Origin of the sequence: Limosilactobacillus balticus (genome assembly GCF_014145615.1) — a bacterium.
Taxonomy (GTDB): domain Bacteria; phylum Bacillota; class Bacilli; order Lactobacillales; family Lactobacillaceae; genus Limosilactobacillus; species Limosilactobacillus balticus.
The window spans coordinates 253,408-278,835 of the sequence record NZ_JACIVH010000042.1 but is presented as its reverse complement, the minus strand read 5'-3'; the positions used below and the strand labels follow the sequence as shown (position 1 = coordinate 278,835).

The window sequence follows — 25,428 nt, the reverse complement described above, 5'->3', positions numbered from 1 at the left end:
TTCTCACGCTTTTAAATTATTATTTAACATTATCGTATTGGGCAAGATTAAACTTCTTAATCGCATAGATCAGCTTGCTGGCATAATCTGGATCGGTTGCGTAACCATTCCGCTGTAATTCGTAAGCTGCCTGTTGATAAGTTTTTGCTGTTTGTACTCCATGGAAACGTGCATGATTATCAGCAGTTCCATTTACAATGAGCAATGTGTGCGCATTAATTGAATCAGCCCAGCTATTGTAAACCGTAAAGTATTGTTTTACTTGAACGTTTTTACCACGAATATTTTCGGTAGTATACATTTGAACCTTTTCGTCGTCACTATTAGCTTTAATTCCAAATAAGTTATTGTATTTATTTGCTAACCGGCTCCGACCCCAATTAGATTCAAGTCCTGCTTGCGCAATCGTAATGCTAGCCGGAATATGATATTTCTTCTGTTCACGTTGGGCAGCCGGTGCAATCTGACGAACAAATTCATTGACGGTTATATCTGTCGGGTGGGTCTCACGTTGAATTTGGGGAGATTCGTGGATAATAATCGCCACAATCCCAAATAAAACAATCAAAAACGCAAGCACACTTCCACAAATGATTTTTGTTTCTTTTTTCATGATGTGTCTTTCCTTTTTATGAATTTGACGCTATTATAACCACTTCACCATGAGAAAGCGAGAATTTACAATAATCCTATTTACTTTTAAGATCATTTTTATAGTTATTAAAGTATTTACTATCAGTCATCTTCAATTTAGGGAAGCTCTTGATTAGTCGACGATGGTTCCAGCTTAGTTGCTTGCCAGCGCCCTCTTTGTTTAGATATTGAGCAAAATGCCGTTGCCAATCTTGAAGATGATCTTTAATTGCCAATTTATCCTTAGGAGCTGCTTTTTCAAGTCGATTCAGCAATTTCTTTCTGTACGCGGCTGCTCGTTCATCCCATTGCTGAGTTGTAATATGGAATTTTTCCACACTAATAACGCTGAGGATAGTGTCAGTTCCCATCACGAGGACGATAATTAGGGCAAGCATCCCGTGAGTCCATGATTCTTCCCAGTTAATAATCCGCTGAATAAATGGCTGAACAAACTTAACCAGCAAGACAACGCCAATCCCCCAGAAAAATGATATTTGAGGAGCAACTCGTCCCTGAATATTTCCTTTCAGGTGTGAATAATCCCATAGTTTCATATGGAACAATTTCTCCAAGAACCAGCTAGCAACGTATTCAAAAATCGAAGCAACAATGAATCCGACTATAAATAGTAAAAAAATATTATCTTGAAACGGAAAGGTCGTAATCAAGATTGTCGTAACCGCAAATCCATATACTGGACAATAAGGGCCAAATAAGAAGCCACGATAGGCAAAATGATGGTCCTTAATTGAGCAATAACATGTTTCCCATAGCCAGCCAATAAATGAATAGGTAAAAAATAAGACAATGATTTCAGAAAGTGAATAGGGCACTCGTTTCCACTCCTTTTTGAATTCATTGTCTCATATATTTCTATTTCAAGCTAAGTTTTTCAACGTTAAGGATCTTATCAAGCCATCCTTCAAAGAATCCTTGTTCATGACTAACTAAAATTAAATTTCCTGGGAAATCTTGCAGTGCTTTCTTCAAACCTTCCTTAGTTTCATCATCCAGGTGGTTCGTCGGTTCGTCCATAATAAGAAAATTGCATGGAGTTAATTCGAGGATTGCCAACTTAACTTTTGTTTGTTCGCCCCCTGATAAAAGATTCATTTTCTTCATCGTGTTGGCGGCGTTGATTCCAGCCCGCGCAAGTTTTGTCCGAATCGTCCGTGGTTGCATCGTTGGAAACATATTTTGAATTGTTTGCAGTGGCGTAAGGGTCGGGTCATTCCACTCCAGATCCTGGTCAAAGTAATTTATCCGGGCTGATGGGGAGAAGGTGGCTGTCCCGCCCAGCGCTGGAATTTTCTTTAAAATTGATTTAATCAAAGTCGACTTACCAACCCCGTTAAATCCAGTGAACAATAACTTTTCACCCATTGTCATTGAAAAAGTTACCGGTGCCAGTAATGGTCGATTATAGCCAACTGACAATTTTTCTACCCGCAGTGCATTCGCTGATCCAGTATTTTCATATGGGAAATGGAAAGTTGCTTTCAGATTATCTTCAGGTGGATCAATTTTCTTCATTCGCGCAAGCATCTTTTCCCGCGATTTAGCCATAGTCGATTTTGAACCAGCTTTGTTTTTCCGAATAAACCGTTGTGCCTTTTCAATAACTACTTGTTGCTTCTCATATTCCCGTTCTTGAGCTTCCTTTCGCTCTTCCTTTTGGCGCATTGCTTGTTGGAAACTTCCTCGGTACTTAGTGATTTTACCAAATGATACATCACAAATTGTATTCGTGACCTGTTCAAGAAAGTCATAGTCATGCGAGATGATCATTGCAGCTCCATCAAAATCATTAAGATAGTCGATTAACCATTCAATATGAGCCGTATCAAGGTAGTTTGTCGGTTCGTCTAGTAAAATAACATCTGGATTTTCAAGCAACATCTTAGCGAGAATAATCTTTGACCGTTGTCCCCCACTCATTTCAGAGACAACATGATCCTTACCAATGTCTGTCAATCCTAGCCCATTCATCACCCGTTCGACTTCCGTTTCAATTTCATAGAAGTTATTAGCGTCGAGTTTTTCTTGAATACGGCCTGCTTTGGTGAGAAGCTCATCATCCATCTTCTCTGCATAATCCGCATAAAGCTTATTCATCTGGTCATTAAGCTGATAAAGTTCCGTGAAAGCAGTATGGAGGAAATCAATCAAGGTCATCCCCGCTGGAATATCAACGTACTGGTCTAAGTATCCAATCTTGACTCCTTTTTGCCATTTAATAGTGCCATCGACCGGGAGGGTTTTCCCGATCAAGATCTTAATCAAGGTACTCTTCCCAGCACCATTTTGCCCGACAATCCCCATATGTTCATGCTTTTCTAGTTGAAAGCTGGCATCTTCATAGAGCTTTTTATCAGCATAGCTCATTGTCAGTCCTTCAACATCTAATACTGCCATTATATTCTCTCCTCTTTTTCTTACTTATTACGAGCTAAAACTGCTATCCATACTATCATATTTTAGGCACGAGCTTCAATTTATTGGAAATAGTCCTACTTTAATGAAGCAAGGATCCACCATATCATTCCTAAAACAACTATAATAATCCACCACTTTTTTGCAAGAAAGTCCCATACTGATGAATAATGGTTATTCTCTTTCTTTTTCATCCTTTTCACCTTCCAACTAATTTTCTAAAGGCAACAAATTATTTCAGGTATTACAGATAAAATATAATATGACAGCTAAATGAAAACTTTATTTTAAATAGTTCTTATATATTAAGTATAAGTTATCTAATAAAATTCTTCAGTAATTTGAATTATTGATATAACAAGCATACAACAAATCTTTGCTAGTTTTAGCTTGATAAATTTCATATACTTATCCAAAAACAAAGGTGAAGGTACTTTCAAAATGTTACTATCCCAACTCCATGATATGATTAAGCATAATTAATGAACATGGTTTATACTCTCAAGATTACACTTCTAAATCGAACGGTTCCAAAACCTCCAAGATTAAAAATTCAAAGAACTTATCTGACTTTCAAAGGGGGAAAAGACCAGGCATACGAAGATTATCAAGTTAGCAAAAAATTTAGATTTTACCCCAAATTACCATTTGTACTTTTAAACTTAATTTCCGGAAATAGAATGCAAGAAATCATAAGTTTTATAAATGGCTATAATCACGCGAAACATAGACTTAAAAATAAATAATCCCAAATTCAAGAATTATTTTTAGATTAATTTATATATTAAGGAAATACTATATGAATATAGATTCCTTCAGCTAACTTGCTAATGGATTAATCATATTTATTGGACATGGAAGTAACAATGTGCTTCTATGTCTATTTATTTTTTGTCACATATAATTGACACCAAATTCAAGTAATGATAAAATTCCTAGCACAGATGTCATATATATGTGTCATAAGGAGGGACCAAATATTTGAACCGTGTTAAACAATTTCGAAAAGATCAAGGATTATCCCAGTTAAAGCTAGCTCAAAAAATTGGAGTAGCTCGTCAAACTATCAACTTAATTGAAAATAATAAGTATAATCCCTCGTTAGAACTTTGTATTAATTTAGCTAAAGCATTAAATACTGATCTTAATTCACTATTTTGGGAGGAACGCAAGAATGAAAGAAACAATCAGCACCAAAATCATTAAATGGTTTTACGGTATTCATGGACCATTAGATGAATATCGCCGCAATGAACTCAATCGAATCGGTAATAATATTGCCATCCTTTTATTAACAGTAAATGTATTATTAAGTTTTATTGCTAGCCTTTTAATGCTTAGTACTAATAATTCTGAACTTACTCTTGATATCGTAGTAAGCGTCCTACTATTAACTTTTTTCGTTTCTTTAGGCTATATTCTATATGAAACTAAACGACATCATTTAACAGAAATTGATGTTGAAGCCAAACAGGAGGGCAAGATTAAACAAAAATTTATTAAAAGAGCAATTGGCTTAGGAATTTACTTTGCAATTGTAATGTATGGATTAACAATCCTTATCGATTGGCTACCTAATAAAGGAGCCTTAATTCCATTACTTACAGAACCTTCTACAATTAGTAGTGCTATTGTCAGTGGCCTTATCTACGGACTATTAATGGGTACTTGGGAAATACATCAAATTAAAAGCGATCCTAATGATAAAAAGGTAACTCAAAATCGCTTACATCAAAAGTATTGGTTAATTTTATTTATTATTATCATTATTACTAGTCTTCTATTAATACATAAGTAATTATATTTACAAAAAAAGGAAGGTGCCATTACGAAACTCAATAATAAACTTATAAGAAAATGTCCCAAAATTGAACACGTCGCTTTCAATGACAAAACTCAACGGGCAGTAGTTCGTGCGTATGCTGAAGAAAAAAATTATTCCAGACACTGCAAAAACTTTTGTTAATACTGATGACGCAATGAGGGAGCTTTTCAATGACAAATAATAATTGAAAAGTTAGTTTTGATCGTCAATTTCAACTTGATATTGATTTTGACTAACACATTTATCGATTTTATTTTAGTTGTTTTCTCAATTTTAAATACTTATCAATTGCGCGCCCCAATTCAAACACAGAGCCTATAAACAAAAAATTAACAATTGCGCTTAACCAGCTCCACGGAATCATATGTCTTAAACAAAATCCAGCACTTGTTAGTATTATCAAAAATGAATAAATACAAAAATCGCTTCTAAGCTCTTTCATTTCTTTTTGAATCTCATCATTAGATTTCGTCATAATAGTTCCCTTTCTCTGAAAGAATAATTGTATCTAGTCATAATACCATATGCCAATGTAGATACCTTAACAATATCTCCTTAATTTATAAGGAAGAAAAAAGCACTTCATGATGCAGCTTTCATGAAGTGCTTTTTCTAACCATAAACTTTTTGAATCACTTGAAGCTTAATTAATGCATAAATTCGTTCAACATCACTTTCTGTTCCACGGGATTCAAAAGCTGTTAAAAATGGTATTTTATAATGATTTGCATAGGCTCGGGCAGTAATAGCATACATTCCACTTGATGCATCACCAGCTCCAATAAAACCTAAACATTTTTCATAATTATTATGTGTTTTTAAGTGATGATGCATGGGTGTCGTCAAAATTTCTATCCAATGTTGAGCAAAAGTAACAGTGTACGTAGGCAAGATCACAAAAAAGTTACTTCTTAATTCAATTGGTGAAGTATCTTTGCGAATTTCTGAAAGAGAAATTAGCGGACTATCTTCATTAATACAGTGTTGCTGTAATGCGTATTGTTGGAGACGTTCCACAAATCTCCTAACATTGCCTGAAATAGACATGTAAATAACATGCACATACATTGTGCTCACTCCTTTATTTTCTCTAAATAACCCCTAAATCTAAAATCAAACATTATGAAGTCGATATTTCTTTTCGACTTCTTTTTTTACTTTTGAGTGAAGATGTTTTATTGAATATTCATTTTTAAACTCACATTTAACTAGCAATCTTTTCTTATTGTTATCAGTGCATGTTAATAAGATAAGATGATTAGGAGCGTTCTTAAATACTATATCTACTTGCGACGGCATAATTACTTTAGTTGCGGTTATTGTATATTCCTTAACACTTTTGCCATTAGTAACTAAAACAGTCCTACCTATTAATCTATGAGAAGTAAGTGGCGTAAATAGGGCAGTACTAGAGTATCCAATATTATGAGCGCCAATAATAAATTCATTACTTTCTTCAAAAGAATGCGGTACTAACATGCCAGCGCCTAAAGTATAGACATCATCAGCTGTATAAGCTGCTAGTGGTACATCCATTTGAAGAGACGGGATTATTACTGCACCCATATAAGTAGCAGTTGAATGTCGATATTGGCTAATAACATTAAAAAGGTTTAGATATTTAACATTGGGCCAACTATTCCGATCATCCGCCATCCGCATCTCTGCTGCTTGAAGTTGCGGATGATAATTATTAACTAGAACTGTTTCGCACATCACTTCCAATCTCGCGTAATTGAATTGAAGAACACCTAGTAAAAATAACGCAATTATAAATAAAGATTTCGAAGTTTTGGGAAGATTATGCATTAGCGGTATAGATGATGTCTTTTATCATTGATTAACTGAACTATCTCTGATACAGAAACAATCAGCAAACCATACCCCAGATTGCGTAACTTGTGCTCACTTCGAGTACTATTACTACTTGGGAGAATTTTGGTATTGTTTTTCGAATTATTATTAGGGGGTCGAAAAGTAATGCTACTGTAATTAATCGTCCATATAATCATGATAAATAAGACTTCAATTATCCTGATAAGATATCGTTTTTTCATGCTACCCCTCTTTCTCACAAAGTATTACTTCAATCCGCTCGTATTGTAGCAATTAAATTTTGTCGAGTTAATAGATTTCGAGGATTATGTCCCATGAGTAAAAAAGTAACCTCAATAATATAAGTTGTATACAGTTGGTGTATTTTCTATATTAAGTTGTCACATATCTTTTATACTATGGAAAGAGCTGTTTGCCTAAGATAATTAATTAAGGAGTTGAAGATTGGAATGGATATAAGGAAAATCACTACACAAAGTAGGATAAAAGAGGGATTCATAATAACTTTATCGACAAAACGGTTATCTGAAAGTACAACAACTGATATTGTTAATGCAGCAGAGATTAGTAAGAAGACTTTTTATAATTACTATCAAAACAAGCATGAATTGCTACGAGAAATTGAAAATGAATTACTAGCTGGTCTAAAACAAGCATTAAGCCAAGACCGGAAGAAATTAAGTGATTTGGAGCATCTTCCAGAAGGTGATGAGATTAGGAACCTAGCTAATACGGCATTCGACAAAACAATCGCTTATTGCAATGAGCATAAAGTTTATTTGTCACGGCTCCTTTCTGACAATGGCGATATTCGCTTTTTACAAATGATTGTTAAACTAGCAAACGATGAATTTGACGCACGAGTACCTTATTTATTTGGAAATATCAAGGTAGCTAGCCGTTCAATTATGCCTTTTACATTTATCAAAACGATTTACGTAAACACAATCATTAACTTGCTTATGCTATGGGAGTCTGACCCTGATTCATTGAGTACAAATGATATTAAAGATATTGCTGGCTTGCTTCAAACAAAATCACCAGTTGATTTAATTGATATGTATAAAAAATATTTCGGCTAATGAAACAAGATCATCAACGTACAAATTGATGATCTTTTGCTATACGCCGCAGTCACAGCGCTTTGTCGCGTATGGAAAATTCTTATTCCAATAATTTCCTCTTCAAATTATTACAAAAATTTAACAATTATGTAACAACTGCCACCCTTAAGATATTTTTCATATCTTCTTCACAATATCATCATATAGTAAAAGAGTGCACAAATTAGTTGCATGCATAAAATAAAAAACAAACAATAATTCAGGAGTGAATAATTATCGCTAAGAAAAAAACAATGTCAAAAGTCCTTGCTGCTGCCTTAGGTGCTGCTGGTGCATTAGCTGTTGCTAACACTGCAAGTGCTGACACACAAGTTCAAGTACAATCAGGAGATACAGTTTGGGGATTTGCTCAACAATACGCTACTACTGTTGATTCAATTTCTACTGCTAACCAATTAGCTGACCCTAACGTAATTTACGTTGGTCAACAATTAGTTATCCCATCTTCTGCTATCAGTACTGCTTCTACTGCCGCAACCGTTGCTGCACCTACTGCAACTGATAACACTACTGCTAGTCAAGCAGCCGTTGAAACTACTGAAACAACAGCTGCATCAACTACTCCAGCTGTTTCTACTACAAACGCAAGCAATGTAGCCGACCAAGCACAACCAACAACAGTCGTATCTGCTACTTCTGATAACAACACTACTGCTACTCAAGTTAGTGCTGCATCCCAAGCTTCAGCTCAAGTAAGTGCTGCTTCTGCTACTATTAACGTTGCTCAAACTAGTGCTACAACCACTAACACCAACGTTACTACTTTAGCGGCAACTACTAACACTGCTGCGCCAACACAAACTACATACGCTGCTACTGAAGCAGTTGCTACTCCCCAAAGTAACACTACTGTTCAAAGTACTGCAGCTGTGACTGCTACTCCAGCAACTTCAACTGCTGCCGGCCAAGGTAATGGTTCCACTGCTAATGCGGTTGCCGTTGCTCAAGCACAAATTGGTACTCCATACGTTTGGGGTGGTAACCAACCAGGCGGATTTGACTGCTCAGGATTAGTTCAATATGCATACGGTCTTGGTTCAAACTACCGGACTACTTACCAACAAACTAACCTTGGTACCCACCAATACGATATCCAAAACGCTCAAAGTGGTGACCTTTACTTCTGGGGTCCAGACAGTGCTCCTTACCACGTTGCAATCGCTACTGGTAATGGTGGTTACATCCAAGCTCCTACACCAGGTCAAAACGTCCAAACTGGTAACATCAACTACTACACTCCTAGTTTCTACATCAGCATGAACTAAGATACGAGTAGTATAATTATTGAGTAAGATAGAGGATTTTCTTCTACCTTACTCTTTTTTCTTAGCAAATTCTAATAATTATATTGACAGTTTTATAATCATTAGTTATACTTAACAACAATTAATTATGTAGGGAGTAAGTATAATGAACGTATATCAAACTATCAACGTTAATACTCGTTGGCAAAGCCGGTAATTCAGGTTGTTTCGTCATGGATGCGACCTGAAGAACAGATTGCATCTGTGCCGGCTGAGTTTGATGTTCATTTCAGTCCGCATGGATCCACATGCGAACTTTTATTTTGCCTTTCAAAAAGCGAGGGTCCGTCATGTGGGCTCTCGTTTTTTATTATTTTGTGAGGTGAGATTTGAGATGAAAAGAATGTATAGTTTAATTGCAATTATTATCGCTTTCCTTTGTTTCGCATTCTTTAGGGAAAACAATGAGTTTGTAAGTAAACAACGAATTCCAAAAGTTGGGGTATTAACTTTAATGCACCACCCAGCGTTGGATGAAATTTATAAAGGATACGTTGATGAATTAGCCAAGGAAGGTTATCACAACGGTAAAAACATCAAGATCGAGTATCAAAACGCGAATGGCGACCAAAGTAATCTTAAAACAATGGCTTCTAAACTCGTTAACGATAACTCAACTGTTCTTTTTGGCATCACAACCCCTGCTGCTCAAGCATTAGCTAATTCTACTACTAAAACACCAATTGTCCTTGGTGCTGTTACCGATCCAAAAGCAGCTGGACTAGTGAAAAATAATCAGCATCCTGGTGGCAATATTACTGGAGTATCTGACCAAGCACCAATTCGCGAACAACTCAATTTGATCAAGCAATTCATGCCGCGAATGAAAACACTGGGAGTAATCTACACTTCAAGTGATGCTTCAGCAGTAGCCGGTTACCACCAAATCAAACGTGAATGTCGTAAGATGAATATTAATTTGAAGGCCTATTCAATTGCTAACAGTAACGATCTAAATCAGGTTTCCGAGCAAATGCTTAGCCAAGTCGACGCAGTAATTGTACCAACAGATAATACAATCGCTGGAGCAATGCAAACCTTAGTTAAGAATGCCGACGCCGCTAATAAGCCAGTCTTTCCGGCAACTGACACAATGGTTAAGCAAGGTGGCGTTGCAACTTACAGTGTTAATCAACGTGCTTTAGGTGTCCAAGGTGCAAAGATGACGGTCGCAATCCTCAAGGGTAAGTCAAAGCCAGCTGATACCCCGATTGAGTACATGAAGCATGGGACTCCTGTTCTCAACATTAAGCAGGCTCGAAAACTTAATTTACAAATTCCCACACAATTTGAAAAGGATGCAGAAACGAAAGGAGAGGTTTACAAATGAATCTAATTGTATCGTCAATCGGTCAAGGACTATTATGGGCTTTACTTGGTCTCGGTCTTTACCTAACCTTTAGAATTCTTGACTTTGCTGACATGACTGTTGAAGGAACTTTCCCTCTTGGTGCTGCCAGTGCTGTTGCTGCAATCACACATGGTATCAATCCTTTTCTGGCAACTTTAATTGCGATTGGTGCTGGAATGCTCGCTGGTTTGATCACTGGATTGCTCTACACTAAAGGAAAAATCCCAAGTTTGTTAGCCGGAATTCTAACTATGACCGCCGCCTACTCCGTTAACCTCCGCATTATGGGTAAATCAAACGTTTCATTGCTTGGCCAAAAGACCCTCTTTAGTGGTGAATTCATGCGAAGTTTACCCCAATACTTTGATAGTGTCTTCTTGGGAGTAGTTACGATTGCAATTATTACTGTAATCCTGATCTTTTTCCTTTCAACTGACTATGGACAGGCTTTTATCGCAACTGGTGATAATCCGACCATGGCAAAATCATTCGGTATTCACACTGACATAATGGTAATTATCGGCTTAATGGTGTCAAACGGAATCGTTGGCCTTTGCGGTGCTTTGATTGCTCAAAATAATGGGTATGCTGATATTAATATGGGAATTGGAACGATTGTTATCGCCCTTGCCTCAATCATTATTGGTGAAGTAGCCTTTGGTGAATTAACGCTTAACCAGCGACTTGTCGCCGTTACTCTTGGTAGTATCATTTACCGAATTATCTTACTTGCTGTGCTACAACTTGGTTTCTCCGCCAACGACCTCAACCTTATCTCCTCAATTGTCCTTGCAATCTGCATGATGTTGCCACAACTTGAAGAACGCATTCACCTTAAAAAGCCAATTTTGAAAGGAGTCCGGCCTCATGAATAAACCTATTTTAGAATTACAAGGCGTCAAAACCATTGTTAATAAGGGTACATCGAGTGAAACAACTATTCTTAAAGGCTTAAACCTTAAAATTAATGAGGGAGACTTCATTACGATCGTTGGAACGAATGGTGCTGGTAAATCAACCCTTTTTAATGTCATAGGTGGAAACCTACACGCTGACGAAGGAAAAATTTTGCATAATGGACAAGACATTACCAATACGACAGAAGAACAGCGCACGGCTTTCCTATCCCGTGTTTTTCAGGATCCAAAATTGGGGACGGCTGCACGAATGACAGTTGCCGAAAACATGCTGTTAGCAACTAAACGTGGTGAGCGTCGCCATCTTATTCCCCGGAAGTTAAAAAGTAACATGGACCGTTTCACCAAGCTAGCTGCAACAATGAATAACGGCCTCGAGAATCGCATGAATACAGCTACCGGCGCCCTTTCTGGGGGACAACGGCAAGCATTAAGCTTTTTAATGGCAACAATTAAAAGACCTGACGTTATTTTGCTGGATGAACATACTGCTGCTCTTGATCCACACACAAGTCTAAATCTATTACACGCTACTAATGAACGGATCACCAAAGATCACTTAACTGCCCTAATGATTACTCATAACCTTGAAGATGCCTTAGAGTATGGGAATCGTCTAATCGTGCTTAAAGACGGTGAAATCAAAGCAGATTTTAATGCAGAGCAACGAAAATCTCTTACTCCTGAGAAACTTTATACTTATTTTGAAGGATAGTTTGCCTATATACTATTTTCGGTATATATTTAATATATCGAATTTGATATATAGGAGATTTAATTATGAATTGGTGGATTATTTTTATCACATTTCTTGCCGTAAACCTCGATTTCTTTTTCATCTTAATCTTTTTACTCGAAAGGTATAACCTTCGTGATGTAATTATTGGCTATCTTGGTGCCCTTCTTGTTCTAGTTACCATCAGCTTTTTACTAGGAAAAACTCTCGCTATTTTCCTCCCTGAATGGATTTTAGGAATACTGGGGATCCTGCCTATTTACATGGCTCTCCATGACAACGATGAAGACCCAACTCATACCGAAAAGCACGGCCCAATTATTACCACCTTAATAACCTATTTAGCAGTTTGCGCTGGTTGCAACCTCTCAATTTTCTTACCAATTTTAACGAATCTTACCTTCCAACAATTTACTCTGGCACTTCTTTTTATCGCAGTCCTTTCAATTGCGATCGTAATTCTCATTAAGGGAATTGGTAATATTCCACTAATTAAACAAGCAATGCAGCGTTATAGCGAAACCTTAATGAAGGCTATTTATATCGGTGTTGGTTGTTATGTTTTTTGGGACAGTGGATTAATTACCCACCTTATTCACCTTCTTTAGTTTGGTATAATAATTACTAAATCGATTAAAAGGAGGAGCAGCAACCATTGTCTTCCACACAAGCCTTTATTGATGAAGCTGCTAAAATCTATAAAGTCCTAAGCAATAGTACGCGTTTAAACATCTTGTATTATCTTCGGCACTATGACGGTGAGGCTGATGTTAAAACAATCGTTAATGATCTTCATCTTGCGCAACCGATCGTCTCAAAACAGCTTGGTATTTTATATCGTTACCAGTTAGTCAGTCGCCATAAAGAAGGGACACGCGTTTACTATGCTTTAGATGATCCTCACGTTATTGAAATGATTGATGACATGCTAAAACACGTTAAACACGAAATAAAGGGCGAACCTCATCCCCGGAATTTATATAAATAAAGAGTGAATGGAAAATAATCGTTATAAAAATTTTTCCACTTACTCTTTTTTAAAGGAGATTTAAAATGGACGAGTTATTTGAACATTCTTCAATTAAGCGGGCATACTTTACATTAGCCTTACCTGTTGTGTTAAGCATGGCTGTAACCTTGATTTATAACATGGTTGATACTTTCTTCGTAGCCAAAACTGGGAATCCCAATTTAGTTGCCGGTGTTTCTCAGGGAGCACCAATTTTTACGTTAATGATTGCTCTTGGGGATATTTTTGGCCTTGGCGGAAGCTCAGTTATTTCCCGCTTATTTGGCGAACATCGTGATAAATTAGCGCGCTTTGTCAGCGGTTATTGCTTTTATGCACCAATCATTTGTGGGATCATCGTTACTGCAATAATGATTATCTTTCAAACACCAATTTTACATTTATTAGGTGCCTCGCCAGCTACTTGGCAATATGCACGAGAATATTACTTGGTGATCGCTTGGGGCGCAGTTTTCATTATCTTTGGTCTTTCACCAACTAATATTTTACGAACAGAAGGTCTAGCTGTTCAGTCGATGATTGCTAGCATGGTAGGAACCGGAATTAATATCGTTTTAAATCCGATCTTTATTTTTACATGTGGGCTTGGTGCGGCTGGATCAGCACTGGCTACTGTAACAAGTACCGTTATTGGTGATATTTTAATGATTTATTATTTGCGAACAAAGAGTAAAAAGCTAACAACTTCAATTCACGAAACGAAAATCAGTTGGAAGCTTCAATTCGAAATTTACGCTATCGGAATTCCAGCCTCGGTTACTAACATTATGGCAACGTTTGCTGTCGCTTTAACTAATCGTTACTTGATTGTTCATGGCGCAGATAGTGTAGCTGCCATGGGAATTGCGATGAAAGCAAATATGATCATCAATATGGTGATGGTTGGGTTTGCATTTGGCGCGCAACCCTTGATCGGCTACGTATACGGCGCTAAAGATGAGCAACGGTTTAATAAAGTTGTCAAATTTGATATTCAAGTAGTTGCTAGTCTTGCCTTGATTCTCACTATCATTCTTTTCATTTTTGCTCCCCAGGTTATTCGCATTTTCATGAACGATCCTCAAATAATAAAAGAAGGTGCTTTGATGCTTCGCTGGCTGTCAGTTTCGACTACTCTTGCTGGTATCATTCTTGTTTTTACAACCATGTTCCAATCGATGGGAAAAGCAACGCCTGCATTTTGGTTATCATTCTGTCGTCAGGGATTGATTTTCGGGGTAGTGATTAGTATTTCCGCAAAATTATTTGGTTATACTGGAATCATTGCTGCTCAAGCTGTTTCTGATTGTTTAACCTTTATCCTAGCACTTCTTTTCTTCTACTTCTATCGCCCACATTTTAAATAAAATATATTTCGCCAGATAAAAAGGCTTCTACCGTTCGAATTTTTCAAACGTTTAGAAGCCTTTTAGTAATTTATTCAGTTATTTTTCGTTCAAAGTAATGAGCTAGTTTAGCTTCTGGATAATATCCAGTTACTTTTTCTTTCGCCTGTCCATCCTTAAAAAGAACCAGACTTGGCACACTCATCACTTTATACCGTTGTGCGATTTCCTGATTTCCATCAACATTCATCCGCACAAACTTAATTTTATCACCGTATTGTTTTTCTAGCTTCTTCATAGCTGGTTCCATCATTTTACATGGACCACACCATGGTGCCCAAAAGTCAACAATCGTTATTGAGCCTTGAATATCATTATCAAATGTCTCAGCTGTCGCATCAATTGCCATTTTATTCTACCTTCTTTTTCTGTGATTTACGTATAAAGTGAATAATAATCGTTACCGCAAAAACAAGCAAGATAAAACTACCGAAAATCCCTGATGGAATCTCGATATCAATTGCAGGAATCGTTAAGAAGAGCTTAATAGCAATCACAAAGATTAAAATATATGCCATCGGTTCTAACTCAGGAACTTTGCGCATCAGTTTCATAATAACTTCAGCAATCCCTCGCATACATGCAATCCCAATCAAGCCACCGATTAAAACAATAACTGGATTATTTGAGACGGCTAACGATGCCAAAACAGAATCAATGGAGAAAATAATATCCATAAATTCAATCTGTAAAACAACTGTCCAAAAAAGCTTACGTCCAGTTAAACGTGTTTTACCTTCACGAGTCTTTCGCATTGCTCGTTTACCAAAGAATTTATTATGAAAGTAACGATAGACAAGGTAAATTAAGTAAGCCGCTCCAATAACCTTGATTTCCCAAAAGTTAATTAGATAAACACCAATCCCGATAATTAAGAAGCGAAAAATGTAAGAACCCCATATCCCGTAGAAAAGTGATTCTTCTTGTTCCTTTAATGTCGGTAATACTCGTGTCTGAGCCGCTAACACAACAGCATTATCAACTGACAGTAAACATTCAATCATAACCAACGAAAAAATGATTAACCAATCCTGTCCTGATGTAACGACTGTTGCCCAGTTATGTGGATCAAAAAATGGTCCATACAACTTCTCTAAAAGTGACAATTAATGTCCTCCCTTAATTTAAATTTGCTTTTTAGCTAAGTTATATTTTACCAAATAATTTTTAAAATACGATGGTAATGGCGCGCTAATATTTAAAGATTTCATTACGAAAGGTAATATGAGTTTTTGCGACACACCATGAAGCAGCATCCCTTCTGTTGACGAAGGATTATAAAGCGGATCACCAACAATCGGATGGCCACTATGCGCCAAATGAACCCTAAGTTGGTGCGTACGGCCAGTTGCTAAGCGAAGTTTCACTAAGGAACGTTCATGATTACTTGCCAATGTTTCATAATATGTCAAGGCTGGCTGCGCGTTTTGCCCGTTCACTTGATGAAGATGGGGATTTACTGGATTACGCCCAATTGCCCAATCGAGCTTTCCACTTTTGGCCATTTTCCCTTCCACTACCGCCAAATATTGTCGGTGAATTTGCCCCCCGCTAATTAATCGATTGAGGATTGGGACCACAATTGGATTTTTAGCAACAACTACTGCTCCACTTGTTTGTAAATCTATCCGATGAACCATATAAGCATTATTTTCACTATTCACTAAATAACCCGCCACATCATTCATTAATGTTCCTGTTTCGCCATGATAATTAGGGTGTGTTTTTTGTCCCCGCGGTTTATTTACTACTAACAAATCACGATTCTCATAGAGAACTTCCAAATGTGGCTGCGAAGACGGAATATAATCATTTGCGGCGGGGGTACGAATTTCATCACCACAAAATAATAATTGAATATTATCATTGTTCTCCACAATCTCATTCATGGATCGATAGTTGCCATTAACAAGCACTGTCCGCCTAATCCGCAAATAGTGAATTAGCCGATTAGGAAGCAGCCATTGATCATGAAGTAACTTGCGTAATGGTTTCGCCACCTGGTTATCAGCTAACTTTTCATGAATCTGCCACCGATAATTCATTTTACTCACCTCTCTTTAGCCTAAATTCTGATAAGATTATTTTACTGTATTTCCCAGGAAATATTTAGAATATTTTTAAGCCGGTTTACTTTTATCCAATAATAGCGTTGAATAGAGTATGAGTAAATTAAAGGGGATGGGTACTGATGTTAACAACAGAACAAATTAATGATCATAGTAAATGGATAAGTATATTCGAACCTCTCCCCCATGAACGTTTAGATTTAATTGAAAAATATGAGGTTACTCAAGAATTACTTGATTACGCAATTGACCCCTACGAAAAAGCCCGGGTTGAAATTGACCCAGATGCAGGAGTCACATTATTAATTTTCGATGTCTATGTGCCAACTCATGCTGTGACAGCTCCACAGACTGCACCAATTGGCATCATGCTAACCGCTAATAATATTATTACTTTTACAAATGCAAAAACGAACTTTGTAAATGGAATCATTGCCAATCAGCTACAGTTATTAAAGAAGCATGGTGAAAATGACGACAAATTAAACTTAGTCTTCCCAGTTCTTTATCGACTTTCAACTGACTATTTTGGCCCCCTTCGTCGTGCAGACCAGCAGCGACAAGAAATTCAACAAAATCTTCAACGGCGAACGGGACGCCAAGCGATTACCCAATTTATGGAGATTGAAACTGGGTTAGTTTACATTCTTACCTCGCTCAAGGGGAATGTATCTCTACTTGAAGAATTTAAACGCCGCTTTGGCAATCACATTACTACTAAACAATATAATGATCTCGATGATGTAATTGTCGAAGCCCAGCAAGGTCTAGAGATGGCACAGATGACTTCAGATGTTTCTGCCCGTGTCTCAAATGCCTATAGTAAGGTTCTTGACAGTGACCTAAATCAAACGATGAAATATCTAACCATTTATTCAATTGTTCTCTCAATTCCAACAATTGTATCTGGTTTTTATGGTGAAAACGTCAAATTACCCCTTGCGAACGGAACCTATTCATGGGTTTTTACAATCTTCATTACTATTGTCTTAATGTTGGCATGTGTCATCTTTCTTATTAATCGTCATTGGTGGAAATAAAAATCGGAAGCTGAGAACTTTTTTCTCAAGCTTCCGATTTTTTATAAGTTATCGCCCCGTTCAAATTGGAACTTAGAATTTAACAACGCTTCATGCAAAAGCTGGTTAATCAATTTATGGGTTTCATTCAGAATATGATTAGCGGTTTTCATATTTTGTTCAGTTAGGTAGTTAATTAAATTAGCTGAATTTTGAATCTGGGCTGTTCTTGTAATTGTATCTACTCGTCCTACGCCATAGCTTTGACACCGATCACGGAAATCATTTACTTCATTGATAAATTCATGATATCGTGGTTCTACAATAACTTCTAACAGTTTATTTAGCCAATAAGCACTCTTATCCGGCTGGGCATCATCAGTTGCATACTTATATTTTGCCGGAGTATCACTAATATTTGTAAAGAACGGAACGTAAGGACTATAGCAATAAAAGCCAAAATTAATCCATTGAATAGCAGCATATTGCGCTGGTACATCATTTCGAATTTGCAAAATACATGAGCTTTGATTTCGATCAAGAGCAATTGAACGGAATTTTCGCTGTTCCTCCGGTGTTCCAGATGCATAAGTTCCCATTGGGTCATAAGGGGTACCATTATAATGCGATGAGAGGAAGTCCTCTACATCCTCAACCGCAATTTTCTTTTCTGCATGTTGAATAAATGGAATGTTTTGGCTCGTTGGCTCCTGTTTTAATGATGGAGTAAAGAGTTTTTGACCATACCAAGAACGAGGGGTGTTGTAGTAGGCATCTGCCTCATCCTGTGTGCCAAAAATATTCCGGAAATTAAACGTTTGTGGATCAGGATTTAAATGATATTTTTCAACAAAATCTTTAATTTGCGGCGCATACATGAAGCTATCGTGATCGTTAAAGTCGACCTCTTCGATACACATAATGTTCGGTGCAATTGCATAAGCATCATCAGGAATCCGCTGGGCAACCCATTGATGACCTCCACCGGTCTCAAAGTACCAAACTTCATCCTTATCGCTAAAGGCAATCCCATTGCTTTCACCAGTACCGTACTTTTCAATTAATGATCCAAGCCGTTGAACACCTTCACGGGCAGACTTAATAAATGGTAGGACAAGATAAACCATTGAATCTTCATTAATTCCGTTTTCTACTAACGGATCATGACCAAGAACCCGAGCATTTGTCATCTCGGTTTCTGTCGCACTCATTGCAACGTTATATTCATTAATGCCTTGTTCATCCCAACGTCCTTCATCAGGCACGCCATTGGGAGTTGCCGTATAACGGCATCCTTGTCCCTTCATCTCAACAGTTAACCCATTATATTTTGAAACATAATGTTCACCGGTGTAATCCTTGGCAGGAAATACTTTGAAAGTCTTGGGATTGACTCCATCTTCAGCATCCTCATCACGTGCAATAATTGTTGAACCATCAATCGTAGCATTCTTTCCAACAAGCATTGCCGTACAACTACTCATTAGCTTTTGCATACTATACGCTTCCTTCCACAGTAGTTACTGTACTTTCTAATAATACCACTATCTGGAATTAACTAGATCATAAGAAAAAAACTGAACGTTAGTCACACAAATTAATCTAAAATATCATTAATACCGAACAAGGCATTGAAAATATTCGGTATTAGTGCTAGGATAACTACATCAAATAAATAGCCTATATAATACCGAAATATGGTCGGTTAGTCTCTACCTAAAGCCGTAAACTTTAGACTATAAGCACTTCTTAAAAACTGACACTGTCCGTTTTTAACTTAAAGCTTTTAAAAATCGGTAGAGAGGCTGAATTTTTCAGTCTCTTATTTTTATTTAGGCGTGTTAATTTTTGGGGAGGTATATTTTGAAAGAACCTGTTTCATCTATTCAAGCACCTAGTCGTCACACTAAAATCGATTTCACTCGTCAATGGCAAAATTTTGTCCTTGGTTTCCAGCACTTACTTGCAATGTATTCTGGAGACGTTCTTGTTCCGTTATTAATTGGACATTACTTACACTTCTCCACATTTCAAATGACTTACCTGGTCTCGATCGATATTTTCATGTGTGGTGTTGCAACACTCTTACAATTAAAGCGAACACCATTAACTGGAATCGGCTTGCCAGTTGTCCTCGGTTGTGCAGTTCAAGCTGTTACCCCTCTCGAAACAATTGGTGGAAAACTAGGAATCACTTATATGTATGGGGCCATTATTGCAGCCGGGATCTTTGTTTTCCTAATTGCTGGCTTTTTTGCCCGCTTAAAAAAGTTTTTTCCGCCGGTCGTTACTGGATCTTTAATAACTATTATTGGATTTACCCTTGTTCCAGTAGGTTTCCAAGACTTAGGAGGAGGTACACCAACTGCTGCTTCATTTGGTGATCCCGCTAACCTCCTTATCGGCTTTCTAACAATTGCTATCATTCTATTATTCAATGCCTTTGCTCGTGGCTTTATGAAATCAATCGCCATTTTATTAGGAATTTTAATTTCTTCTTTCATTGCAGGCGCATTAGGCTTTGTCTCTCTTAAACCGGTTAGTGAAGCTGCTTGGTTCCACGCTCCACAATTATTCTTCTTTGGCGTTCCACGTTTTGATATGAGTGCCATGATCACAATGATTCTTGTTTCGCTCACGACAATGATCGAGTCAACCGGAGTGTTCTTTGCCCTTAGTGACATTACTGGCCGGCAATTAACAACTAACGACTTAGAACGTGGATACCGTGCTGAAGGGATTGCTGCAATTTTAGGCGGACTTTTTAATACCTTCCCTTATTCTACTTTCTCTGAAAATGTGGGTGTTCTTAAAATGTCCGGAGTAAAAAGTCGCCAACCCGTTTACTATGCCGCCTTTTTACTCTTATTACTTGGTCTTTTACCTAAAGTCGGCGCCCTCGCAACGGTTATTCCAGAACCTGTCCTTGGGGGTGCAATGATTGTGATGTTTGGAATGGTCGGTGTTCAAGGAGTTCAAATTCTCCATAAAGTTGATTTCTCTAACAATGCCAACCTTCTTACTGCATCTGTATCAATTGGACTAGGATTAGGGATTACCATGTATCCGCAACTGTTCCAGCATATGCCAACTGAATTTCAAATCATCCTGGGTAACGGAATTGTCGTCACCAGTCTTTCAGCCGTTCTTCTTAATCTGTTATTTAATCACCGGTGGGCTAATAATAATTAATTCTCATTCTTTTTTAATTTAGTTGTTGACATTCAAATCTCAGCACGATATTATAATTTCAACAATTATCGTTTCAGTAGAACCTTCGTTGGGCGTAAGAGAGCCGGTGGTTAGGTGCGAACCGGTCAGGCGGAGTGTTTCGAATTATCACGAGATCTGAATTGTCCGGCCATATTCAGTGCCGTTACCACCTGATATGAGTGCGCATAAAATCAAGATGCGTAGGTGGGTGGTACCGCGATTAAAATAATCGTCCCGTTGATACTTTTATCAACGGGACTTTTTTATTTCTTTTCTAAGGAGGAACAACGATGAAGAGTATTCGTTTCAAAGAGGCTGCAATCCTCTTACTTATTATGCTAATAATTTTAGGAACTGCCGTGATTAAGTTTGGTTTGTCACCACAGATCCCTGTCCTTTTTGTCATCGCTTTACTTATTTTTTGGGTTAGGTTTCGTGGTGCTAGTTGGGATGAGATTCATAAGGGGATTCAAGAAGGAATTGGGACCGCAATCATCCCCATCTTTATCTTTATCCTTATTGGTGCGTTAATTGCCGTTTGGATTCAAGCTGGAGTTATTCCTACAATTATGATTGTGGGATTTAAACTAATTAGCAGTCAATTTTTTGTTCCATCAACATTCATTGTCTGTTCTTTAGTCGGTCTCTCCATCGGTAGTGGTTTTACAACTATTTCGACAATCGGAATTGCCTTATTTGGAATGGGGGTTGCGCTTAATGCTAATCCTGCGCTAGTAGCGGGTGCGATTATTTCGGGAGCCGTTTTTGGTGATAAAATGTCGCCACTCTCTGATTCAACTAATCTTGCCTCTGCAATCGCAGGTAGTGACCTTTTCGCCCATATCAAGAATATGATGTGGTCAACGATTCCTTCTTTTATCGTTTCGCTAATTCTATTCTGGTTCTTTGGTAATTCCGGTTCCCATATGAGTGCTGGCAAGATCGCCCACACAATGGCTATCCTTAATCAACAATTTATAATTTCATGGTGGGCCCTATTACCAATCGCCTTAATGTTTATCTGTGCATGGCGCCACATTCCTGCTATTCCAACCTTATTTATCAATATCATCGTTACAGTAGTCATGATCTTCTTCCAAAAGCCAGGAACCTCTCTTCAATCCCTCGCCAAATTAGTTAGTGATGGTTTCGTTTCTCACACTAGCGATGCAACTGTTAATACGCTGCTTACCCGTGGCGGGATCAGTAGTATGATGGGAACAGTTTCCTTGATCATTGTTACCCTTTCGCTTGGGGGAATTTTGATGAAGTTTAACATTGTTCAGTCAGCAATGAAGCCGCTTGTTGACCACCTTCATAAGCCTGGCAGCCTTATTACTGTTACAATTCTTTCGGGTATTGGAATCAATCTTTTTGTTGGGGAGCAATACCTATCCGTTATTCTTCCCGGTAAGGCATTTAAGGGTGCGTTTGATAAAATGGGTCTTTCACCATTAGCTCTTAGTCGTGTCCTTGAAGATGGCGGAAGTGTTATTAACTACTTAATCCCATGGGGTGTTGCTGGATCATTCGCCGCCTCAACCCTTGGTGTACCAGTCCTTCACTTCCTACCATTTGCTTTCTTTAGTCTGTTTTCACCAGTTTTCTCAATTTTAAGTGGAGTTACTGGAATTGGTTTGAAGTGGCAAAAAGGAAAGCAACGCAATACTACGAATGAAAAGCAAATAAAGGAAGCTTAAAAAAGTCTGGGTTTGAGAATTTCTCTTACCCAGACTTTTTTATTATCCTGCAATTAATACTTCTGTTACCAATAACCCACCACCAAAGATTAATACAAAGACAACTACCGGCCACACAAAACGCAACCAATGTGAATATCGCATATTGAGCATTTGCAAAGTTGCCATAACTAATCCAGTCGGTGCTAAGAATAACATTGCATATTGACCAAATTGATATGCAGTAACAACTGTATACCGTGGAATATGAACCGTATCAGCTAGCGGCGCTAAAATTGGCATTGCTAGCACTGCTAAACCAGATGATGATGGAACAATAAAACCTAAGACAAAGAATACCAGCATCATCACAATAATGAAAAACGATCCGTTCATATGTGCAACCATTTTTGAAGAAGCATAGAGAATTGTATCAGAAATATAGCCATCATTAAGCACTTTATTAATTCCTCGTGCCAAACCAATAATTAATGATACACCGACTAAACTAGCTGCTCCATCAGAAAAAGCTGTTGTGGTCTTATATTCTCCCAAACCATCTTGGTGCCCAAAACAAGTTAAAAACATAATAATAATAGCAATTGTTAAGAAAGCAGATGCCATGTTAGGGAAGGCCCATCCTTTGGCCATTACTCCCCAAATCATAATTGGGAAGGCGCAAGCAAATAAAATTAAAATAATTTTCTTTTTTAATGTAAACCGCTGATCTTTTTCTTCGCTAGTAGCCATTCCCCACATTTGATCAAATTTATCCCGATCATCATACGAATAGGAAAACTGTGGGTTCTGTTGTACTTTGCGTGCATACCAATGCAGATAAAATAATAAACAAGTAACTGCAATTACCAAGCCAAAAATTCGTCCTGCCATTCCTTGCGTAAAAGTTGTCCCAGCAGCATTTGACGCAATAACAACTGAAAACGGATTGATGACTGAAAAGGTTGTTCCGAGCGAACTTGCCAAGAAAATGGCCCCAACACAAACAATTGAATCATACCCCATCGCAATAAAAACCGGGGCTAAGATTGGGTAGAAGGCAACCGCTTCTTCTTCAATCCCACATAGCGTTCCACCAAGTGCCAGTAAAACTGTCACGAGGAACACCAAAATAAATTCTTTCCCCTTAGTCTTGGTAGATAATGCTGCTAGTCCAGATTCAAAAGCTCCACTTGCTTTAACAACACCAATCAAACCACCTAAAACTAAGATAAAAATCATAATATCAACTGATTCAATTGTACCATCAACCATACTAGAGAAAATATCGCTGATCGAAGCAGGATGCTGTTCAAGCCGTTTATAAGTTCCTGGTACTGAAATTGGCTTATTAATTGCTCCTGATTTAAACTGGTCGACATCAATTTGAATGTGCAATTTATCTAATGTTGCCTGTGTCGCAGGATAACTAATTTTTTCTCCAGTTGGTTGCGTTACTTGGAGATGATTATTAACATATGCTAGCTTAGAATAACTTCCCGCTGGAACAATCCAAGTAAGCATTACTGCGATCACTGTCAGAAAGAATAAAATTGTAAATGCACCTGGCATTTTTAATTTAAACCGATGCTTTTTCCCTGCTGTTGCTTCTCCCATCATCCTCACTCCTTAAGTCTTCTTTCTCCCTCCTCCTCAATTTTAGCAAGCGTTTTCAACAAACTTCATAATAAGTCAGATTAATTCAACAAATGCATATTTATTATTTAAAAAGCAGGTTAAACCCATTAGATTTACCTACTTTTTAACATTTTCACTTTTATTACTTAGGCTACTTATTATATTCAATAATTTCCATATCATTATCAGTCAGCGTTGCGCGCGTCAGACTTCCATTTGCCGGGCGCTCTGTCACGTCATACTTTCCATGACCAAAACGTTCGACTAAGCTTAAAACAGTATTTCCATGACTTACCCATAAAACATTGGCGTCGTCGGGTAAATCAGCGTTACGAATTAATTCAATCCCTTTGTCCATTCGTTGCCAGTACTCTTCATTATTTTCGGCATCATGAAATGGATCAGCATCCTTTAACCAGTCTTTGGCTTGACCGATGGAATATGCTGTCACAATTTCCCGGAAGTTCTTAAAGCCATGAGGAGCACCCGCGTTGTACCAGGCAAGATCCATATTCGTTCCTTCATATGATCCATAAAACTCTTCTCGAAAATAAGGAGCGGTGACTGGATGAGCAACAGAATTAGCGTTATTAAGGTTTAAAATTACTTGTGCTGTTTCCATGGCTCGGGAAAGGTCACTACAAAAGGCCCCATCAAAGTGAATGTTTTGCAATTTCTCGCCAGCTACCTTTGCATCTTCTTTGCCTTTCATAGTTAGTGGGGAGTTACTCCACCCTTGCAATTTATTGTAAATATTAAAAAAAGTCTGTCCATGGCGAACAAGATAAATATTCAATTTAGTCATAACAATCCCTCCATAATCTTATTGTACCGCTTACAAACTCTTAAAACTATTTAAGGATTAACTTTGAGCTTTAAACACAGATTCTTCATATCCTCCACGTAGACTAAAAAATATAGAAGGAAGGAATTATTATGAAACTTAAAGATACTAGTCAACCAAATATTGTCGCTGCTAAGATTATTAATGTCACTCCGAAAAATGTTACCGTAATTACTGAAGAAGGCCACTTACTCAAGATTCCATTAACTAAACAATATCGGGAAGATAAAACCTTACGGGCATCATTGGTTGATATCTTGAAAGCAGGAATATGGATTCCAGTAAATAAAAAACTTAAAAAGTTATTTAGTTATGACTGGCTTTCTGTTCCTGCCTTGGTCCCAGCAAAGAATTAAGTTTCTTCAATGATTTCCATAAAAAGGATGTTTTGT

General features: G+C 37.6%; 26 protein-coding genes and 1 riboswitch. Of the genes, 14 read left to right on the top strand and 12 right to left on the bottom strand.

Annotated features, from left to right (window positions below):
- Positions 1-19: 19 nt before the first annotated feature.
- The 3 genes from H5S10_RS02160 to H5S10_RS02150 all read right to left on the bottom strand — a co-directional run bounded on the left by H5S10_RS02160 (position 20) and on the right by H5S10_RS02150 (position 3,051).
- Positions 20-613 (bottom strand): glycoside hydrolase family 73 protein, encoded by a 594-nt coding sequence (locus tag H5S10_RS02160; protein ID WP_066035859.1) that lies wholly within the window; start codon positions 611-613, stop codon positions 20-22.
- 76 nt (positions 614-689) lie between these two features.
- Positions 690-1,469 carry a putative ABC transporter permease gene (locus H5S10_RS02155; protein WP_182588575.1) on the bottom strand — a complete coding sequence of 260 codons (780 nt, stop codon included), beginning with the start codon at positions 1,467-1,469 and terminating at the stop codon, positions 690-692.
- Between the two features lie 40 nt (positions 1,470-1,509).
- Positions 1,510-3,051 (bottom strand): ABC-F family ATP-binding cassette domain-containing protein, encoded by a 1,542-nt coding sequence (locus H5S10_RS02150; RefSeq protein ID WP_182588574.1) that lies wholly within the window; start codon positions 3,049-3,051, stop codon positions 1,510-1,512.
- A 999-nt stretch (positions 3,052-4,050) separates the two neighbouring features.
- On the opposite strand from H5S10_RS02150, the gene H5S10_RS02145 reads away from it, so the two are divergent.
- Positions 4,051-4,275, top strand: a complete 225-nt coding sequence (locus H5S10_RS02145; RefSeq protein ID WP_019251947.1) for a helix-turn-helix transcriptional regulator — start codon at positions 4,051-4,053, stop codon at positions 4,273-4,275.
- Positions 4,244-4,867, top strand: coding sequence for a DUF3278 domain-containing protein (locus H5S10_RS02140; RefSeq protein WP_182588573.1), 624 nt, complete (start codon positions 4,244-4,246; stop codon positions 4,865-4,867). Before H5S10_RS02145 ends, H5S10_RS02140 begins: the two co-directional genes overlap by 32 nt.
- A 277-nt stretch (positions 4,868-5,144) precedes the next feature.
- Here the strand turns inward: H5S10_RS02140 and H5S10_RS02135 are convergent, their stop codons facing one another.
- From H5S10_RS02135 to H5S10_RS02125, 3 genes are all read right to left on the bottom strand, one after another.
- The gene (locus tag H5S10_RS02135; RefSeq protein ID WP_182588572.1) at positions 5,145-5,369 is read right to left on the bottom strand and encodes a patatin family protein; all 225 of its coding nucleotides are present in this window, start codon (positions 5,367-5,369) and stop codon (positions 5,145-5,147) included.
- Between the two features lie 137 nt (positions 5,370-5,506).
- Positions 5,507-5,962, bottom strand: a complete 456-nt coding sequence (locus tag H5S10_RS02130) for a class Ib ribonucleoside-diphosphate reductase assembly flavoprotein NrdI (protein ID WP_182587194.1) — start codon at positions 5,960-5,962, stop codon at positions 5,507-5,509.
- Between the two features lie 45 nt (positions 5,963-6,007).
- On the bottom strand, positions 6,008-6,610 hold the full coding sequence (locus H5S10_RS02125; protein ID WP_182588571.1) for a sortase: 603 nt from the start codon (positions 6,608-6,610) through the stop codon (positions 6,008-6,010).
- 569 nt (positions 6,611-7,179) lie between these two features.
- Here H5S10_RS02125 and H5S10_RS02120 point away from each other — a divergent pair.
- The 8 genes from H5S10_RS02120 (at position 7,180) to H5S10_RS02085 (ending at position 14,538) form a co-directional block, all read left to right on the top strand.
- A complete protein-coding gene (locus H5S10_RS02120) occupies positions 7,180-7,812 on the top strand; it encodes a TetR/AcrR family transcriptional regulator (RefSeq protein WP_182588570.1) in 633 nt (210 codons plus the stop codon).
- Positions 7,813-8,087: 275 nt separating this feature from the next.
- Positions 8,088-9,119: a C40 family peptidase gene (locus tag H5S10_RS02115; RefSeq protein ID WP_182588569.1), complete on the top strand. Its 1,032-nt coding sequence runs from the start codon at positions 8,088-8,090 to the stop codon at positions 9,117-9,119.
- A 373-nt stretch (positions 9,120-9,492) separates the two neighbouring features.
- Entirely contained in the window at positions 9,493-10,488 is a 996-nt protein-coding gene (trpX, locus tag H5S10_RS02110; protein WP_182587198.1) for a tryptophan ABC transporter substrate-binding protein, read from the top strand.
- Positions 10,485-11,384: an ABC transporter permease gene (locus H5S10_RS02105; protein ID WP_182588568.1), complete on the top strand. Its 900-nt coding sequence runs from the start codon at positions 10,485-10,487 to the stop codon at positions 11,382-11,384. Before trpX ends, H5S10_RS02105 begins: the two co-directional genes overlap by 4 nt.
- A complete protein-coding gene (locus H5S10_RS02100; RefSeq protein ID WP_003665035.1) occupies positions 11,377-12,141 on the top strand; it encodes an ABC transporter ATP-binding protein in 765 nt (254 codons plus the stop codon). The genes H5S10_RS02105 and H5S10_RS02100 overlap by 8 nt, the downstream gene beginning before the upstream one ends.
- Positions 12,142-12,206: 65 nt before the next feature.
- Positions 12,207-12,770, top strand: a complete 564-nt coding sequence (locus tag H5S10_RS02095; RefSeq protein WP_182587200.1) for a cadmium resistance transporter — start codon at positions 12,207-12,209, stop codon at positions 12,768-12,770.
- A gap of 47 nt (positions 12,771-12,817) precedes the next feature.
- Positions 12,818-13,150 carry an ArsR/SmtB family transcription factor gene (locus tag H5S10_RS02090; RefSeq protein ID WP_003675296.1) on the top strand — a complete coding sequence of 111 codons (333 nt, stop codon included), beginning with the start codon at positions 12,818-12,820 and terminating at the stop codon, positions 13,148-13,150.
- 65 nt (positions 13,151-13,215) lie between these two features.
- Positions 13,216-14,538 carry an MATE family efflux transporter gene (locus tag H5S10_RS02085; RefSeq protein ID WP_182588567.1) on the top strand — a complete coding sequence of 441 codons (1,323 nt, stop codon included), beginning with the start codon at positions 13,216-13,218 and terminating at the stop codon, positions 14,536-14,538.
- Between the two features lie 70 nt (positions 14,539-14,608).
- Here H5S10_RS02085 and trxA read toward each other — a convergent pair whose 3' ends face one another.
- The 3 genes from trxA to H5S10_RS02070 are packed head-to-tail and all read right to left on the bottom strand — an operon-like array spanning position 14,609 to position 16,622.
- A complete protein-coding gene (gene trxA / locus H5S10_RS02080) occupies positions 14,609-14,926 on the bottom strand; it encodes a thioredoxin (RefSeq protein WP_182588566.1) in 318 nt (105 codons plus the stop codon).
- A gap of 1 nt (position 14,927) precedes the next feature.
- Positions 14,928-15,683, bottom strand: a complete 756-nt coding sequence (locus H5S10_RS02075) for a TerC family protein (protein ID WP_094508868.1) — start codon at positions 15,681-15,683, stop codon at positions 14,928-14,930.
- Positions 15,684-15,701: 18 nt separating this feature from the next.
- A complete protein-coding gene (locus H5S10_RS02070; protein WP_182588565.1) occupies positions 15,702-16,622 on the bottom strand; it encodes an RluA family pseudouridine synthase in 921 nt (306 codons plus the stop codon).
- A gap of 146 nt (positions 16,623-16,768) precedes the next feature.
- Here H5S10_RS02070 and H5S10_RS02065 point away from each other — a divergent pair, with 146 nt between their 5' ends.
- Complete coding sequence (locus H5S10_RS02065) at positions 16,769-17,686, top strand: magnesium transporter CorA family protein (RefSeq protein ID WP_003665048.1); 918 nt, start codon at positions 16,769-16,771, stop codon at positions 17,684-17,686.
- 41 nt (positions 17,687-17,727) lie between these two features.
- Here the strand turns inward: H5S10_RS02065 and H5S10_RS02060 are convergent, their stop codons facing one another.
- A complete protein-coding gene (locus H5S10_RS02060; protein ID WP_182588564.1) occupies positions 17,728-19,161 on the bottom strand; it encodes a C69 family dipeptidase in 1,434 nt (477 codons plus the stop codon).
- A gap of 164 nt (positions 19,162-19,325) precedes the next feature.
- Positions 19,326-19,424, top strand: a riboswitch (purine riboswitch).
- 104 nt (positions 19,425-19,528) lie between these two features.
- Here H5S10_RS02060 and H5S10_RS02055 point away from each other — a divergent pair.
- Both H5S10_RS02055 and nhaC read left to right on the top strand, forming a co-directional pair.
- A complete protein-coding gene (locus tag H5S10_RS02055; RefSeq protein ID WP_182587206.1) occupies positions 19,529-20,857 on the top strand; it encodes a nucleobase:cation symporter-2 family protein in 1,329 nt (442 codons plus the stop codon).
- 311 nt (positions 20,858-21,168) lie between these two features.
- On the top strand, positions 21,169-22,578 hold the full coding sequence (gene nhaC / locus H5S10_RS02050) for a Na+/H+ antiporter NhaC (protein WP_182588563.1): 1,410 nt from the start codon (positions 21,169-21,171) through the stop codon (positions 22,576-22,578).
- 42 nt (positions 22,579-22,620) lie between these two features.
- Here nhaC and H5S10_RS02045 read toward each other — a convergent pair whose 3' ends face one another.
- Both H5S10_RS02045 and H5S10_RS02040 read right to left on the bottom strand, forming a co-directional pair.
- A complete protein-coding gene (locus tag H5S10_RS02045; protein ID WP_182588562.1) occupies positions 22,621-24,174 on the bottom strand; it encodes a YfcC family protein in 1,554 nt (517 codons plus the stop codon).
- 169 nt (positions 24,175-24,343) lie between these two features.
- Positions 24,344-24,997, bottom strand: a complete 654-nt coding sequence (locus H5S10_RS02040; protein ID WP_182588561.1) for a histidine phosphatase family protein — start codon at positions 24,995-24,997, stop codon at positions 24,344-24,346.
- 131 nt (positions 24,998-25,128) lie between these two features.
- On the opposite strand from H5S10_RS02040, the gene H5S10_RS02035 reads away from it, so the two are divergent.
- On the top strand, positions 25,129-25,392 hold the full coding sequence (locus H5S10_RS02035; RefSeq protein WP_134907863.1) for a hypothetical protein: 264 nt from the start codon (positions 25,129-25,131) through the stop codon (positions 25,390-25,392).
- Positions 25,393-25,428 lie beyond the last annotated feature (36 nt).

What these genes read in the sequence shown, in the direction of transcription:
- H5S10_RS02160 (WP_066035859.1), bottom strand. Translation starts at nt 613, where the DNA reads ATGAAAAAAGAAACAAAAATCATTTGTGGAAGTGTGCTTGCGTTTTTG.
- H5S10_RS02150 (WP_182588574.1), bottom strand. Translation starts at nt 3,051, where the DNA reads ATGGCAGTATTAGATGTTGAAGGACTGACAATGAGCTATGCTGATAAA.
- H5S10_RS02140 (WP_182588573.1), top strand. Translation starts at nt 4,244, where the DNA reads ATGAAAGAAACAATCAGCACCAAAATCATTAAATGGTTTTACGGTATT.
- H5S10_RS02135 (WP_182588572.1), bottom strand. Translation starts at nt 5,369, where the DNA reads ATGACGAAATCTAATGATGAGATTCAAAAAGAAATGAAAGAGCTTAGA.
- H5S10_RS02130 (WP_182587194.1), bottom strand. Translation starts at nt 5,962, where the DNA reads ATGTATGTGCATGTTATTTACATGTCTATTTCAGGCAATGTTAGGAGA.
- H5S10_RS02125 (WP_182588571.1), bottom strand. Translation starts at nt 6,610, where the DNA reads ATGTGCGAAACAGTTCTAGTTAATAATTATCATCCGCAACTTCAAGCA.
- H5S10_RS02120 (WP_182588570.1), top strand. Translation starts at nt 7,180, where the DNA reads ATGGATATAAGGAAAATCACTACACAAAGTAGGATAAAAGAGGGATTC.
- H5S10_RS02115 (WP_182588569.1), top strand. Translation starts at nt 8,088, where the DNA reads ATGTCAAAAGTCCTTGCTGCTGCCTTAGGTGCTGCTGGTGCATTAGCT.
- trpX (WP_182587198.1), top strand. Translation starts at nt 9,493, where the DNA reads ATGAAAAGAATGTATAGTTTAATTGCAATTATTATCGCTTTCCTTTGT.
- H5S10_RS02105 (WP_182588568.1), top strand. Translation starts at nt 10,485, where the DNA reads ATGAATCTAATTGTATCGTCAATCGGTCAAGGACTATTATGGGCTTTA.
- H5S10_RS02100 (WP_003665035.1), top strand. Translation starts at nt 11,377, where the DNA reads ATGAATAAACCTATTTTAGAATTACAAGGCGTCAAAACCATTGTTAAT.
- H5S10_RS02095 (WP_182587200.1), top strand. Translation starts at nt 12,207, where the DNA reads ATGAATTGGTGGATTATTTTTATCACATTTCTTGCCGTAAACCTCGAT.
- H5S10_RS02085 (WP_182588567.1), top strand. Translation starts at nt 13,216, where the DNA reads ATGGACGAGTTATTTGAACATTCTTCAATTAAGCGGGCATACTTTACA.
- trxA (WP_182588566.1), bottom strand. Translation starts at nt 14,926, where the DNA reads ATGGCAATTGATGCGACAGCTGAGACATTTGATAATGATATTCAAGGC.
- H5S10_RS02070 (WP_182588565.1), bottom strand. Translation starts at nt 16,622, where the DNA reads ATGAATTATCGGTGGCAGATTCATGAAAAGTTAGCTGATAACCAGGTG.
- H5S10_RS02065 (WP_003665048.1), top strand. Translation starts at nt 16,769, where the DNA reads ATGTTAACAACAGAACAAATTAATGATCATAGTAAATGGATAAGTATA.
- H5S10_RS02060 (WP_182588564.1), bottom strand. Translation starts at nt 19,161, where the DNA reads ATGCAAAAGCTAATGAGTAGTTGTACGGCAATGCTTGTTGGAAAGAAT.
- nhaC (WP_182588563.1), top strand. Translation starts at nt 21,169, where the DNA reads ATGAAGAGTATTCGTTTCAAAGAGGCTGCAATCCTCTTACTTATTATG.
- H5S10_RS02045 (WP_182588562.1), bottom strand. Translation starts at nt 24,174, where the DNA reads ATGATGGGAGAAGCAACAGCAGGGAAAAAGCATCGGTTTAAATTAAAA.
- H5S10_RS02040 (WP_182588561.1), bottom strand. Translation starts at nt 24,997, where the DNA reads ATGACTAAATTGAATATTTATCTTGTTCGCCATGGACAGACTTTTTTT.
- H5S10_RS02035 (WP_134907863.1), top strand. Translation starts at nt 25,129, where the DNA reads ATGAAACTTAAAGATACTAGTCAACCAAATATTGTCGCTGCTAAGATT.